The 14,239-nt window shown below is 73.0% G+C and carries 13 protein-coding genes and 2 riboswitches; of the genes, 6 read left to right on the top strand and 7 right to left on the bottom strand.

Features of this window, described 5'->3' with window-relative positions:
* The first annotated feature begins 164 nt into the window (after window positions 1-164).
* Window positions 165-1,301: a hypothetical protein gene (locus tag Q8W67_RS19065; protein ID WP_305548586.1), complete on the top strand. Its 1,137-nt coding sequence runs from the start codon at window positions 165-167 to the stop codon at window positions 1,299-1,301.
* Between the two features lie 377 nt (window positions 1,302-1,678).
* Here the strand turns inward: Q8W67_RS19065 and Q8W67_RS19060 are convergent, their stop codons facing one another.
* From Q8W67_RS19060 to Q8W67_RS19035, 6 genes are all read right to left on the bottom strand, one after another.
* Entirely contained in the window at window positions 1,679-3,373 is a 1,695-nt protein-coding gene (locus Q8W67_RS19060) for a DEAD/DEAH box helicase (protein WP_305548584.1), read from the bottom strand.
* Window positions 3,374-3,382: 9 nt separating this feature from the next.
* A complete protein-coding gene (gene cobF / locus Q8W67_RS19055; RefSeq protein ID WP_305548582.1) occupies window positions 3,383-4,171 on the bottom strand; it encodes a precorrin-6A synthase (deacetylating) in 789 nt (262 codons plus the stop codon).
* 47 nt (window positions 4,172-4,218) lie between these two features.
* A complete protein-coding gene (locus Q8W67_RS19050) occupies window positions 4,219-5,151 on the bottom strand; it encodes an ornithine cyclodeaminase family protein (protein ID WP_305548580.1) in 933 nt (310 codons plus the stop codon).
* Window positions 5,152-5,273: 122 nt separating this feature from the next.
* Complete coding sequence (locus Q8W67_RS19045; protein ID WP_305548578.1) at window positions 5,274-6,395, bottom strand: DSD1 family PLP-dependent enzyme; 1,122 nt, start codon at window positions 6,393-6,395, stop codon at window positions 5,274-5,276.
* A 42-nt stretch (window positions 6,396-6,437) separates the two neighbouring features.
* Window positions 6,438-7,577 (bottom strand): pyridoxal-phosphate dependent enzyme, encoded by a 1,140-nt coding sequence (locus Q8W67_RS19040; RefSeq protein WP_305548576.1) that lies wholly within the window; start codon window positions 7,575-7,577, stop codon window positions 6,438-6,440.
* 141 nt (window positions 7,578-7,718) lie between these two features.
* Window positions 7,719-9,002, bottom strand: a complete 1,284-nt coding sequence (locus Q8W67_RS19035; protein ID WP_305548574.1) for a D-amino acid dehydrogenase — start codon at window positions 9,000-9,002, stop codon at window positions 7,719-7,721.
* Window positions 9,003-9,069: 67 nt separating this feature from the next.
* Window positions 9,070-9,179: riboswitch (glycine riboswitch) on the bottom strand.
* A 3-nt stretch (window positions 9,180-9,182) separates the two neighbouring features.
* A riboswitch (glycine riboswitch) is annotated at window positions 9,183-9,285 on the bottom strand.
* A gap of 296 nt (window positions 9,286-9,581) precedes the next feature.
* Between Q8W67_RS19035 and Q8W67_RS19030 the strand changes: the two genes are divergently transcribed.
* Window positions 9,582-9,827 carry a hypothetical protein gene (locus Q8W67_RS19030; RefSeq protein WP_305548572.1) on the top strand — a complete coding sequence of 82 codons (246 nt, stop codon included), beginning with the start codon at window positions 9,582-9,584 and terminating at the stop codon, window positions 9,825-9,827.
* Between the two features lie 83 nt (window positions 9,828-9,910).
* Window positions 9,911-10,516, top strand: a complete 606-nt coding sequence (locus Q8W67_RS19025; RefSeq protein ID WP_305548570.1) for a glutathione S-transferase — start codon at window positions 9,911-9,913, stop codon at window positions 10,514-10,516.
* Between the two features lie 15 nt (window positions 10,517-10,531).
* Here the strand turns inward: Q8W67_RS19025 and Q8W67_RS19020 are convergent, their stop codons facing one another.
* Window positions 10,532-11,005 carry a DoxX family membrane protein gene (locus Q8W67_RS19020; protein WP_305548568.1) on the bottom strand — a complete coding sequence of 158 codons (474 nt, stop codon included), beginning with the start codon at window positions 11,003-11,005 and terminating at the stop codon, window positions 10,532-10,534.
* Between the two features lie 213 nt (window positions 11,006-11,218).
* Here Q8W67_RS19020 and Q8W67_RS19015 point away from each other — a divergent pair, with 213 nt between their 5' ends.
* The 3 genes from Q8W67_RS19015 (at window position 11,219) to Q8W67_RS19005 (ending at window position 14,190) form a co-directional block, all read left to right on the top strand.
* Window positions 11,219-11,521: a hypothetical protein gene (locus Q8W67_RS19015; RefSeq protein ID WP_305548565.1), complete on the top strand. Its 303-nt coding sequence runs from the start codon at window positions 11,219-11,221 to the stop codon at window positions 11,519-11,521.
* 362 nt (window positions 11,522-11,883) lie between these two features.
* Complete coding sequence (locus tag Q8W67_RS19010) at window positions 11,884-13,641, top strand: sensor histidine kinase (protein WP_305548563.1); 1,758 nt, start codon at window positions 11,884-11,886, stop codon at window positions 13,639-13,641.
* Between the two features lie 381 nt (window positions 13,642-14,022).
* Entirely contained in the window at window positions 14,023-14,190 is a 168-nt protein-coding gene (locus tag Q8W67_RS19005) for a hypothetical protein (RefSeq protein ID WP_305548561.1), read from the top strand.
* Window positions 14,191-14,239: the final 49 nt, after the last annotated feature.

Genomic DNA, 14,239 nt, shown 5'->3' with positions numbered 1-14,239 from the left:
GCGGTTCGCCCCTCCCCCGCGGCAGGCCGGCACGCGGGTGCGGGATCCGGGACCGCGGATCCTGCCGCTCGCCGGCGATGAAGTCCGGGCATGAGCGGGGCTGGACAAACGCCCGCGGAAGTCGCGATCTGCGCCCGAAGGGCTCGGCGAGACAGACGGACACAGTGAGCGAGATCAGGAACGCGGGTGCCGCGGCGCTCTCGAAGCGGCTCCACGGCTTTCGGAGCCTGGGCGACAATTGCGAGTTCGGGTTCGTGCAGCGCTACGGCGGTGTCGAGCCGTCCGGCCTGCTCCGATTCGCCTACACGCCGATCGAGGACCTGATCCGCGGCCTGCGCTGCGGCTTCGCGGATTTCGGCGTTCCGGGCGACCTGCGCATCGCCGTGAGCGACGGCGGCACCTATTACTGCCACAGCCTGCACTACAACATCTGGTCGAATACGGGTCACCCGGCCGGGTCGATCGACCCGGCACTGCTGCTGGAGCGCGAATACGGCCGGCTCGCTCATCTCAAGCGCAAGATGCTGGATGATCTCGCCGACGGATCGAAGATCCTGGTGCGCAAGGCCGGCCGCGAGGAGCCGGCCTCCGCCTTCGCGCAGCTGGCCGAGGCGGTCTGGGCACACGGCCCGTCGACGCTGCTGCGCGTGACCGAGGCCGGGCCGGACTGGAGGCCCGAGCCCGCCCAGCCCGTCGCCGACCGGCTGATCGAGGGGAGGGTGCGCCGCTTCGCGCCCACCGAGCAGGCGTGGGACGTCGACCTGGAGCCCTGGCTCCGCCTGGTCGACAGCGCCTACGCGCTGAAACACGGCGAGGCGCCGACCAATCTGGGCGAGGGCGCCTTTGCCGAGGCCCTGCGCCTGCGGGGGGGCCTGCGCCGGCATGCCGGCCGGCACCCGGAGGTGGCGCTCAGCGCCTACACACGGGCGGTCGACCCGGCCACCCTCGGCACCGACAAGGTCTACGTGTTCTCGAGCTGGGTGTGGATCCCGGAGGCGTTCGGCGGCGAGCGGGTCTTCGCGGCCGCCGGCTATGCGCGCCTGGGCTGGCGCGACGCCGACCTGTCGAAACGCGCCTGCTGGCAGCGCGTCTGGGCGGCCGGGAGGATGCGCGCGGGCGTGGACCGCGAACCCGTGGGGCTCGGCATGATCGGGACGAAGCGGGACAGCTTCTGGTCGTACGGCGCGCGCTTCCATGAGGGGCCGATCCCGGAGCAGGGGGCCCCGCCCAGGCTGCCCACGCCGCCTGCCCGGCCCGACGGCCTGGGCCTCCTCGCCCGGCTGCGGTCACGGTTCTCGTAACCGCAGCCGAGACCGCCGACACGGCATCGCGACAGGATCTGGCGACCGGCGGGCCCGGGCATGCGGGTCCGAGCGGGCCCCTGGAGCCTGGTCGTCCGGCCTCGCCACGACGACGCGCATCCAGGCATGCCCATCGTCCATCCTGACCAGGGCCCTCCCGACCCGCGCCCGACCGACACCGAGCGTTCGCATAAGATATATTATGGAACCAAAGACCTGAATCGGCCGGGCGAGGGGGCATGCCAAACACCCGGCCTCCAAAGCACCCGGCCGCGCGGCCGGTCGCCGAGCCTGGTGTCCGGTCGGATTTATGGCCCGGCCGTCGGCCGGTGTCGGGTGAACCGGGCGAGGGCGGTCCATGTCCCCTCCCCGCGGCGTCACGCCGCGCGCGCGCCCAGCCGGCGCATGTCCCCGAGGATCCGGCCATCCTGCGCGCGGCACTCGATCTGCTCCGACAGACGGCCCGGCCGGATCCGGACCGCCGCCGGCCGCGCCAGGGATTCGGCCCGCTCCAGGAAGCCGGCGGCTTTCATCGGCGCGTCGCGGCCGCCGCCGAGACCGCGCCACCACAGCACCGCCTTCTCCCGCTCGTAGCCGCTGCGCTCGGGCCGCAGGCGCACCCGCCAATCGGCCGAAGCGGCGCCGTCCCGCCAGCCGAGCACGAGGTCGAGGCCGTCCGGGGCGGCCTCCAGGCTCAGGGCCGTCACCGGATGCCAGGGCGCATCCGCCTCGGGGGGAGGGCCGGCCGGCTCGGAGCCGGCCCTGCCGAGGTCGGCCGAGAGGATCGGCAGCTCGTCATCGGCCGCGGCCTCGTGCAGGGCGGCGGCATCGGCCTCGTGTTCCGGCTCGGTCCAGCAGGCCTCGCAGGTTGAGGCGTTCAGCGCGATCAGGGCGCCGCAGCTGGGGCAGGGCTTGGCCCGCAGGCCCCCTGCCCCGCCGAGCAGTTGGGCGGCGCTCCGGGCGGTGACGGCATCGACCGGGCCGTGCATCCGCACCAGGCCGGCATAGTCGAGGATCAGCGCGTCGTCCTTGCCCGGTGCGCGCCGGAGCGCCCGGCCGACCTGCTGCACGTAGAGGCCGGTGCTGCGGGTCGGGCGCAGCAGGGCCACGAGGTCGACCTCGGGGGCGTTGAAGCCGGTGCCGAGCACGCCGACCGAGGTCAGGCAGCGGATCTGTCCGGCCCGGAACGCGGCCACGATCCGATCGCGCTCCCGGCGCCCGGTCTCACCCGAGACCGTCTCGCAGGAAAAGCCCTCGGCGCGCACCGCGTCGCGCACGGAATCGGCATGGGCGAGGCCGGCGCAGAAGGCGAGCCACGCCCGGCGCCCGCGCCCGTACTCGGCCAGCTCCGCCACGGCGGCGCGGGTGATCCAGTCGCGGTTGACCGCCGCCTCCAGCTCGCCCGGGATGTAGTCGCCCCCACGCCGGCCGACCCCGGAGACGTCGAGCTGGGTCAGCGTCGCCTTGGACACGAGCGGCGCCAGGAAGCCGCGCCGGATCAGGTCGCCGGTATCGGCCTCGTAGGCGATCCCGGCGAACAGGCGGCCGGCGCCTGCGTCGAGGCGGCCCGAATCGAGCCGGTAGGGGGTCGCGGTGAAGCCCGCCACCCGTAGGCCGGGCGTGAGCGCCCGCAGGCCCGCCAGGAAGCGGCCGTAGCGGGTGTCGGCGGCACGCGGGATCAGGTGCGCCTCGTCGACGATCACGAGGTCGCGCGGGCCGATCGTGTCGAGCCGGTCCGCCACCGACTGGATGCCGCAGACCAGCACCTGCGCCCCGGCCTCCCGCCGCCCGAGCCCGGCGGAGAAGATGCCGGCCGGCGCCTCCGGCCAGTAGCGGGTCAATTCCGAACAATTCTGGGCGACGAGCTCGCGGCTGTGGGTGACGATCGCCACCCGGGCGCGGGGGTCCTGTTCGAGGGTCTCGCGGGCCAGGGCCGCGATGACCAGGGCCTTGCCGGCCCCCGTGGGCAGCACGACCAGGTGGCCGGGCGCCGCGTCATCCGCCCCTCCCCGCCCCCAGGCGGCCGAGAGCGCGTCGAGGCTGGCGCGCTGGTAATCCCGCAAACGCAGCATCGCGGCGGTCTAGCCGGGTCCGCCTGCTCTGTCCGTAGCGGCTCGGTCACGCCGCAGCAGATAGATGTCCATGATCCAGCCGTGGCGGGCGCGGGCCTCGGCCCGGACCCGGAGGATCTCCTCGCCGACCGCGCCGAGACGGCCGGCGACCAGGATCTCGTCCGGGCTGCCGAGATAGGCGCCCCAGTAGATCGTCAGGTCCGGGTCGAGATGGGCGAAGCCCGGGTCGCCGTCGAGCATCACCACGACGCTGTCGGCATCTGCGGGCCAGCCCGCGGCGAGGCGCCGCCCGGTGGTGATCAGCACCGTCCCGCCGATCGCGTTCAGCGGCACGCCGTGGCGGGCGGCCAGGACCTGCACGCTGGACAGGCCGGGGATCACCGTCCGGCTCAGGGCGAGGCGCCCGCCCGCAGTGATGCGGTCGAGGATGCGCAGGGTGCTGTCGTAGAGGGCGGGGTCGCCCCAGACCAGGATCGCCCCGACCTCCCCGGCTCCGAGTTCCGCCGCGAAGGCCGCCTCCAGGCGCTCGGCCCGGGCCGCGTGCCAGGCCTCGACGGTGCCGCCGTAATCGGCGGGGCGGCGCTCCCGGGGCGGGTCCCCCACGGTGACGACCCGGTGGGGTTTTCGGATATGCGCCGCGCAGACCCGCCTGCGGATCGCTACGAGGTCGGCGGTCTCGGCGCGCTTGTCGAGCACGAACACCGCGTCGACGTCGGCCAGCGCCCGCACCGCCTGCAGGGTCAGGTGCTCGGGATCGCCCGTGCCGATGCCGATGACCCGGATTTGCCTGTCCTGCATGCCGCGCTGTCCTACGCCGGGGCGGGGAGGGCCGGCGTCGGCGTCCCCTACCCGCGCCCGTCCGCTTTGGCGAGGATCGCCCGCGCGATGGTCAGGTCCTGCAGGGCGATGCCGGAGGAATCGAACACCGTGATCGCGTCCGGCGCGGTCCGGCCCCCCTCCCCGCCCCCGAGCACGGCGCCGATCGCCCGCAGGACCGCGTCCGCGGGGGCGTGCTGGAACTCGCCGATGGCGCGGGATTGCCCCGGCAGGTCGCAGAACAGGGCCGCCCGCTCCAGCAGGTCGGGGGGCAGCTCCTGCTTGCCCTTGGCGTCCGCCCCCATGGCGGCGATATGCGTGCCGGGCCGGACCCACGCGGCCTCGAACAGCGGCGCCCGCGCGGGGGTGGCGGTGACGATCACGTCAGCGGCCTCGCAGGCCTCCCGGGGAGAGACCGCCCGCACGGCGATCCCGGAAGCCCCCTGCCCCCGCAGGCGCTCGGAAAAGCCCGCGACCTTGGCCGGGTCCCGGGCGACCACCAGCACCTCCCGGATCGGCAGCACCCGGGCGAGGGCCGCGCATTCGAACTCCGCCTGGTTGCCCGCCCCGAACAGGGCCAGGACCGCCGAATCCGGCCGGGCCAGCACGCGCGCCGCCACCGCGTCGGCGGCGGCGGTGCGGTAGGCGTTGACCCGCCCCGCCTCGATCACCGTGTCGATCCGGCCGACCGCCTGGTCGAACAGCAGGATCACCGAATTGTGCCGCGGCAACCCGCGGGCCGGGTTGCCGGGCCAGAACGAGCCGACCTTCAGGCCCGCGTAATCGGCCGTCGAACCCGACTTGATCGAGAAGCGGTTGGCCGGGTCCGTGCCGTGCCCGAGCACCGCCGGGAACAGGGTCGTGCCGGGCGAGACCGCGGCGATCAGCGCCTCCCGGGCCGCCTCGAACGCCATGGCGTGGTCGACCAGGGCGGCGGAGTCCTCTTCCGAGATGAAGCGCATGAGCGGCAAACCTTTCCTCTGACTCGGGCCGCTGCCGCCCGCGCCCTCATGCTGAGGCGCCGGAGCGCAGCGGAGGCCTCAGGATGAGGGGGGCTGGCGGGAGCGGCGCCTGTACCGATCGATCACAGGGTCATGCCGCGGGCGGTGACCGGCCAGACCGCCTCGACCCGGCCGTTCCGCACGCCCACGTACCAGTCGTAGACGTTGACCGTCGGGTCGCAATGGCCCGGGATCAGCATCAGGCGGTCGTTGAGCCTGAGCACGTTGCCGGGATCGCTGATCACCCCGTGCTCGTCCGAGCACTTGATGTATTCCACGTCGTCGCGGCCGAACACCACCGGGAGGCCGCTGTCGATGCTCTGGGCCTTCAGGCCGGCGTCGCAGATCGCGATCTCCGCCTTCGCCTTGCTCATGATCGCCGTGACGATGAACAGGCTGTTCTCGAAATCCGCGATCGGCCGGCCGTCGGCGTCCTTCACGCGCTGGTAGTCGGCGTCCATGAAGACGTACGAGCCGCATTGCAGCTCGTTGTAGACGCCGCTGCCGCCCTCCAGGGCGAAGCTGCCGGTGCCGGCGCCCGCGACGATGTCGCAGGCGAGCCCCGCGGCCTTCAGCAGGTCCACGGTGCGCCGGGTCTCGTCGATCGCCGCCTGGATCAGGGCTTTGCGCTCGCCGTAATCGCGGACGTGCTGCGCCTTGCCCTGGTAGGCCTGCAGCCCCGCGAATGTCAGCCCGGGCGCCGCCGCGATGCGTTTGGCGATCGCCACCGCGGGCTCGCCCGGGGCGACGCCGCAGCGGCCGGCGCCGACATCGATCTCCACGAGGCATTCGAGGGTGACGCCGTACTTCACGGCCGCCGCCGACAGGTCGTCGACGTTGCCGAGGTCGTCGACGCAGACCAGCACCCGCGCCCGGGTGGCGAGCGCGGCCAGCCGCTCGATCTTCCGGGGCGCGACCACCTGGTTGGAGACCAGCACGTCGCGGATGCCGGCGCTCACCAGCGCCTCGGCCTCGCTGACCTTCTGGCAGCACACGCCGCAGGCGCCGCCCAGCTCGATCTGCAGGGTCGCGATGTCGGAGGATTTGTGCGTCTTGGCGTGCGCCCGGTGGCGCAGGCCGTTCTCCTTCATGAAGCGGCCGAGCTTCGCGACGTTGCGCTCGAAGGCGTCGAGATCGACCATCAGGCAGGGCGTGTCGACCGCCTCGACCGGCATGCCGACGCTCGCGGGGATGTTGTTGCGCATGGGGTTTCCTCCTGATCCTGATCGCGCGTCAGCGGGCTTGCGTCACGGGGCGAGGCCCAGAAGCTCGGCGATGCGCGGCGTCGCCTTGATGCCGGTGCCGGTGAGCACCACCACGGTGGTCTCGTCCGGCCGGATCGCGCCGCGCGCGGTGAGGTCGGTGAGCGCCGCCGCGGCCATCGCGCAGGTCGGCTCGACGTAGAGGCCGGAGCGGGCGAGGTCCATCAGCGCCGCCTCGATCGCCGGCTCGGAGACCGCCACGGTGCCGCCGCCCGAGCGGCGAAGCGCCGCCAGTACCGCCCGGCCGCGCACCGGCTGGGCGATCGAGGCGCCCTCGGCCAGCGTCGGGCGCGGCGTGACCGGCACGAAATCCTCGGCGCCGGCCGCGAAGCCCGCGTGCAGGGGCGCGCAATGGGCCGGCTGGACCGCGTAGAGTCGGGGCAGGCGGGCGATCTCGCCCCGGCGCAGCAGTTCCGAGAAGCCGATGTCGCAGCCGAGCACGTTGCTGCCCGCGCCGCAGGGGATGATCACGGCGTCGGGCGCGCGGAAGCCCAGATCCTCCCACAGCTCGTAGGCCAGGGTCTTGGTGCCCTGGAGGAAATGCGCCTGCCAGTTGTGGCTGGCGTAGAAGATCGAATCCGCCTGCCGCACGGCGGCGTCGGCGGTGTCCTGGCGGGTGCCGGGCACCAGCTCGACCTCGGCCCCGGCGGCCCGCATCTGCACGGTCTTGGCAGGCGACGTGGAGGCCGGGACCAGGATCCTGGCACGCATCCCGGCGGCGGCGGCATAGGTCGCCACCGCGGCGCCGCCGTTGCCGGAGGAATCCTCCAGCACCGCGCCGATGCCCTGCTGGCGCAGGATCGACAGCATCACGGCGGCGCCGCGGTCCTTGAAGCTGCCCGAGGGCGCGAACCACTCGAGCTTGAAATGGGCCTCCCCACCGCGCCAGGGCCGGCGCACCAGCGGGGTGCAGCCCTCGCCGAGGGAAACGGGATCGGCCACCGCCACCGGCAGTGCGGCGGCGTAGCGCCAGAGGGAGCGCCGCCCCGTGTCGATCTCACCGCGGCCGATCCCCGGGAGGTCGGTGATCATCAGCGGACCGCCTGTCTCCGAGCGCCAGCGCGGCGTCTCGATCGGGTAGGTCTTCCGCGTGACGGGGTCGATATAGGCGGGGGACATGCGCATCGCGGCTCGGGCTTCCGGGGCGGCTCTGGCAGAGAATACAAAATAATCTGGTGAAACGCGCCGTCCGTCCCCCCGAAGGGACTGCGCGTTTCGTCCCGGTCCGGAGCCGTGAGCCCGGCGCCGGATCGGGATCCGGTTCCGTCAGGCCGCGAGCGGCAGGACGGAGGTCTCCGGGTCGTGCTCGGCCACGACCGCCTGCGCGACGATCTCGGCGGTGGCACCCGAGAGCGTCCAGCCGAGATGGCCGTGGCCGGTGTTGTAGAACACCCCCGGCAGGCGGCCGCGCCCGACCTTGGGCAGCATGTTCGGCAGCATGGGACGCAGGCCGCTCCAGGCCACCACCCGGTCGGTGTCGACCCGCGGGAACTGTTCCCGGGTCCAGTCGATCAGCGGCTGGACCCGGTCGTGGCGGATATCGCGGTTGAAGCCGTTGAACTCGGCGGTGCCGGCGACCCGAAGGCGTTCATCGCCCAGGCGGCTCGTGACGATCTTGGCCGCCTCGTCGAGGATGCTCACCTCCGGGGCCGCCTTCCGGGCCTCCGGGGACAGCAGGTTCACGGTGATCGAGTAGCCCTTCACCGGGTAGATGTTGACCCGGTCCCCGAGCATCGCGGCGAAGTGCCGGCTCGCGCAGCCCGCGCAGATCACCACCGCGTCGGCCCGGAGCAGCTGCGGGTCGGCGGCGCGGTCAGCCGCGTGGCCGGTCAAGTGGTCGGCGCGGCGCCAGCCGATCGCGTAGCCGCCCTCGCCCGGGGCGATCCGCTCCACGCTCGCATCGTGGATGAAGGCGACACCCTTGCGGGCGCAGGCGGCGGCGAGGCCCCGGGTGAAGGCGTGGATGTCGCCGGTGGCGTCGGAGGGCGTGAAGAAGCCGCCATGGTACGACCCGGCGAGCGTCGGCTCGATGGTCCGGATCTCCTCCGGGGTCACGGCGTAGCGCTCGAGGCCGCCCTCCTGCAGCAGCGCGTTGACGGCTTGCGCCTTCTCGAAGCTCGCCCGGTCCCGGTAGAAGTGCAGGATGCCGCGGGTCTTCAGGTCGAAGTCGATCCCCTCGGCCTCGGCCATCGCGAACAGCGCCTTGCGGGCCCGGAGCGCCAGCCGCACGGTCTCCAAGGTGTTGGCGCGGTAATGGGCGATCTCGCGCACGAACGCCGCCATCCAGGAGAGCTTGTGCCAGGAGGGGCTGGGGTTCATCAGCAGCGGCGCGTCGCTGCGGAGCATCCAGCGCAGGCCCTGCATCACCGTGGAGAGCTTGTTCCAGACCTCGGCGTTGCAGGCCGAGAGCTGGCCGCCATTGGCGAAGGAGGTCTCCATGGCGGCGTAGCGCTGCCGGTCGAGGACAGTGACGCGGTAGCCGCGCTGGGCGAGCGCATAGGCGGTCGTCACGCCGGTGATGCCGGCGCCGATCACGGCGATGTGGGTCATGGGTTTGGACTCCGGGACATGGGGACGCGAGGAGGCCGTCCTGTGTGGTCGGCCGGTTGCGCGCCCCATCTGTCCCGGTGCCTGAGAGCTTGATCCACATCGGCCCTGGCGAGGCTTCACGCGGACGTCCCCTTCGGCGGGTGCCCACGGGAGGACCCGCTGCACCACTCTCCAGATCGCCCTGACGACACGGTTCCGGTGCCTGAGAGTTTCCGGGGCGGTTGCTCCGTCGGCGCCGAGCCCCCTCTGGTGGGAGGATCCCGGTCTCTCCCGCATCGTCGCGATGGGCTCTCCGTTCGATACGCCGATTCGGCCGCGCCGGTGAAGCCCGGATTCCCGGCACGTTGCGGCTTGTGCAGACAGCGCGGCCGCGCTGTCACCGGCCGGGAGCGATCCCGGCCGTCGCCGGTCGATCGCCGGTCGCTGTCGATACTCTATTTACCGATTTGAAACCGACTTTTAAGCCGGAACAGATCTGATAAATTAGACATCGCAAATCAATTCTGGTGAATGATTATATTAAGGACTTCATACGAACCTCAGGGCAGTATTTCACTCTGTCCCGAGGCTGGCAGCGCGATGGCGAAGTGGATTCCCGGCGCGGCCGTGTTCGGCCTGCTGTGCCTGATGATCATTCCGGCGCCCGGGATCTGGGGCGTGCTCATCGGCGCCATCTGCGTGCTGGCGATCGTCGTCAGCCTGTCCCTGTTCCTTCTGGACCGGGCGGCCACCGGCATCCTGGCGTGGCGCGCGCGCGTCCGGGCCAAGGGTCGGAGCCGGGGGCGGGCGGTGCATGCCGGCTCCGGCATGACCCGGAAGGTCTGATCGTCCGTCGGGCCGTGCCCGGGGCTGGATTCCGCGGGGCAACGGTGCAAGGTCCCGGCGTCACGACGAACCGGGACGGTCCGATGAAGCTCCTCTACTCCCCCGCCTCCCCCTACGCCCGCAAGGTGCTGGTGCTCGCCCACGAAACCGGGCTGATCGACCGGATCGCCGTCACCGCCGCCGGGGCCTCCCCGACCGGACCGTCCGCGGAGGTCGCCGCCCACAACCCGCTGGGCAAGATCCCGGCCCTGGCGCTGGAGGACGGCACCGCGCTCTACGACAGCCGGGTGATCTGCGAGTATCTCGACAGCCTCTCGGCCGGCCCCCGCCTGTTCCCGGAGGGGCCCGCCCGCTGGGACGCCCTGACCCGGCAGGCGCTGGCCGACGGCCTGCTCGATGCGGCGCTGCTCACCCGCTACGAGCGGGTGCTGCGCCCGGAAGCCCAGCGCTGGGACGCCTGGGAGGCCGGCCAGGTCGGCAAGATCAACGCGGCGCTGGACCGGTTCGAGGCGCTGGTGGCCGACTTGCCGGTGCTGGATATCGGCACGGTGGCGATGGCCTGCGCGCTCGGCTACCTCGACCTGCGTTTCGCCGATCTGACGTGGCGTGAGGGGCGCCCCGCCACCGCGGCGTGGTACGCGGTGTTCGAGCGCCGGCCCTCGATGGAAGCCACCGTGCCGAAGGGGTGAGGATCCGGCGCCCGGCTACGGCCGGGCGTGGTCCGCGACCGTGTAGGGGTGGGACGAGGCGAGCGGGTCGGCGAAGAAGCTCTGGACCGTCCCGGCCCCCGTGCCGAAGGTGATGAGCAGGAAGCCGCCCGCGAGCGCAAAATTCTTCAAGAAGTCCCAGAACAGTTCACGGCCCTTGCCGCCGGCCCAGAAGTCGCCGGGCGCCCAGAACCGCTTCCACAGCAGCGCCGTGACGCCGCAATAGCCGGCGAGCACGAAGGCGGCGGCCCGGTCGGCCGTGCCGGTCAGGATGCAGAGCGACATCCCGATCTCGACGCCGAGCCCGATCAGGATCAGCAAAGTGGCCGCCGCGGTGGCGTGCACGGCCTGCCGCGCCTGGCCGACGGCGCCCTCGAAGTTCAGGATCTTGTCGAGCGCGCTGAACGGCAGGAACAGCAGCACGAGAAGCAGGCGGACGCCGAACGCGATCGCGACGCTGAGGCTGGCCATGTGCTTGAGACGATTCCCGATCCGGCCCCGCGGCCCGCCGCCCATCCAAGCCGCGAGCGGCGCAAAGGTTTCTTCGTCCGGTCCCGGCGCGCCGCAATCCGGGCGGGAGAGCGGAACGCGCATCGTGCCCCGGTCGCGGAACCCGGGGCCGCGCGGCGGCGTAGCTGCCGGTGCGGGCGCTTTCCCGTCGCACACGAAGTGTCGAGCCGCACCATGCGCACCGGTCCCGTCTCGATCCTCCCGGCCCTGCTCCCGGCGGCGCTGCTGTTGGCGGGCGCGCCGGCCGAGGCCCGCCCGCATCCCGGGCGGCATCACCACCGGACGGCACAGTCGGACATGGACCGGACCCTGGCCCGCATGGCAGCGGGCGACCGGCTCCTGATCTGGCGAGCCGGGCCGGTGCGCCGGCCGCTCGCGCTCTCGGTTCCCCCGGCCACGCGGGAGCGGGTCGCGGCCCCGCCCTTCACCGGCTGGGGCTACGGCGGCACGATCCCGGGGGCCTCGCCCGGATTCTGACGCACCCGGGCGTCCCTCCCGGATTCCCGCACCGTGATGCGTGCGACCCCGCCGTGGCCCTCGCCTCCGGCGGTCGGCTCACCCGCAGCTCGGGGGCTGGCGGCACCGGGGCTGCCGGGTGCATCTTTGCAACTACCGATAGCAATAATGGGTCGCCGGAGTTCGATCCTGCCTTGCTGAGGCATCCCGCGCGTGCTGAGACACGCTGTGGCGGACGCGATCTCCCTCGACCGGGGGCGGGCCGGCCGGGTCCCCGGGGGGAGCGGATGCAAGCGGTCGCCCGATCGGAGCCCGCAGCGGCGTCGGAATCGCGATCCGATCACGGAGGCCTGACCGATCTCGCCCCCCGTCGCAGGCCGGCCGTGCCGCGGCTGCGCCTCGTGCTAGCGCTGGGCTTCGGCATGCTCGGCTTCCTGGCCGCCCTGGCACTGGCCGTCCTGGTGAGCCGTGAGGCGACGCGCCGGCTCGAGGCCGAGGTCGGCGGCCAGCTCGCCGAGATCGCCGGGCAAATGGCGCGGGGCCTGGACCTGGGCATGTTCGAGCGCTGGCGCGACATCCAGGTCGCGGCCGCCTCGGACAGCCTGCGAACCCCCGGAACCGGGGCGGCCACCAAGCGCGCCGTGATGGAGCGCCTCCAGGCGACCTACCCGGCCTACTCGATCATCGGGCTGATCGATCCGGACGGGCGCGTCTCCGTCACCAGCACCGGCGCGCTGGAGGGGGCCGATGTCTCCGGCCGCGACTATTTCCGCAAGGCACGCGACGGCCCCTTCGTGGGGGACGTGCACCCGGCCAAGCTCCTGCTGAAGATGCTCGCCCCGGTCGCGCGCGAGCCCCTGCGCCTCCTCGACGTCGCCGCCCCGGTCCATGCGCCGGACGGGCGCTTCCTCGGCGTGCTCGCCGCCCATCTCGACTGGATCTGGGCACGCGACCTGGCGCGCGACCTTGAGGGGGCGCTCCGGAGCTACCGCGAGGGGGCCGAGATCCTGATCCTGTCGCGCGACGGCACCGTGCTGCTCGGGCCGCCAGCCCTGCAGGGTACCCTCCTCCCCGAGGCCGTGCTGCCGGGCGGCCGCGCCCTCGACCCGCAGGGCACGAGCCGGGTCGGACCCTGGCCCGACGGCACCGCCGCGTATCTCAGCGCCAGCGCGCGCACGACCGGCTACCGTGACTATCCCGGCCTCGGCTGGCGGGTGGTGGTGCGCCAGAAGGCCGACCGGGCCCTGGCCCCGGTGGCAGCCCTGCGCTGGACTATCCTGGAAGCGGGCAGCGCGGTCGCGCTCGCGGCGGCGCTGCTCGGATGGCTGCTCGCCGGCCTGATCGCCCGCCCGCTGCGGGACCTGGCGGCGGCCGCGGGGGCGCTGGGGCGCGATGGGCCGCTGCCGCCCCTTCCCCGGGCGATCGTACGCGAAGGCGCGATGATCGCCGAGGCCCTCACCGGGGCGGCGGACGAACTCGCCCGGCGCGCGGAGGCCCACCTCCTCCTGGTCGACGAGCTGAACCACCGGGTCAAGAACACCCTGGCCACCGTACAGTCGATGGCGGCCCAGAGCCTGAAGAACCTCGGCGACGGCGCGGCAGCCGGGCGCGACGCCTTCGAGGCACGGCTGCTCACGCTGTCCCGCGCCCACGACGTCCTCACCCGCGAGAGCTGGGTGGGCGCCGACATGCGCGGGATCGCCGACCAGGCGGTGCACCCCTTCCTGGGTGAGGAGGCGGCACGCGTCACCCTGGACGGGCCCGACCTGCGGCTGCCCCCCGAGGTCGCCCTCGCGCTCACGATGATCCTGCACGAGCTCTGCACCAACGCGGTCAAGCACGGCGCGCTCTCGGCACCGGGCGGACGCGCATCGCTCGCCTGGGCGCTGGAATCCGCGCCCGGCGCCCGGACCCTGCGGATGACCTGGCGCGAATGCGCCGGCCCGCTGGTGGCGCCCCCGTCGCGAAAGGGGTTCGGTACCCGCCTGCTGGAGCGGGGCTTTGCCGGCCGCGACAGCGCGAGCCTCGCGTACGAGCCGGGGGGCCTCGTCTACATGGCGTCGGCACAGCTGCCCGCGGCCTGCCGGCCCGAGGCCGCCCCGATCCCGATCACGCGCCGCGCAGGGACACGGCGGGTCTGAACCGGCCCGCAGGCGGCCTCTTCACCCCGTGCCGGCGGCGTCTCAGATCCTGCCGTCGCGCGGCGGCCCGAACGATGCCGCGCGCCACCCCGACGCGGTTGGCTGGCCCGAGCTCGGCCGCCCCCAATCCCCGACGCGCGCGGCGGCCTCTCCGGAAGGGGGGCCCGCGCGCAGCAGCACGCACTCTAATCCCCGAGATCATCGCGCAGCGGAACGCCGAGGTGCGATCTCACACCAAGTAAACCAAAGCAATGGATTAAATTTTATCTTGATTTACTGTGCCAACACGCACATCAACTTCGAGTAACGGGAGTTATGTTCGGCTCATCGGCGCAGGACACGGTGTTCGGCGTCGGGACGACGAATGCACGAGGGGGCTCGATGACCCACACCAGGACCCAGCTCATCCTCGCGCTCCTGAGCGGCGCCCTCGCGCCGCCCGCCTCGGGGCCCGGGCCGACGGTCCAGGACGAGACTGCGGTCGCGCGCCGCCGCGTGATCGATCCCCGTTGGGCCTCCGGCACGACGGAAAGCCGGCCCCGGCGCTGACGAGGCCGCCGCCCGACCGCCCTGCCCTCCCCGTCCGGACTGACGGTCC

This window comes from Methylobacterium sp. NEAU K, from assembly GCF_030700285.1.
Taxonomy (GTDB): domain Bacteria; phylum Pseudomonadota; class Alphaproteobacteria; order Rhizobiales; family Beijerinckiaceae; genus Methylobacterium.
The sequence above is the reverse complement of the archived record's forward strand: the minus strand, read 5'-3'. Positions and strand labels throughout refer to the sequence as shown.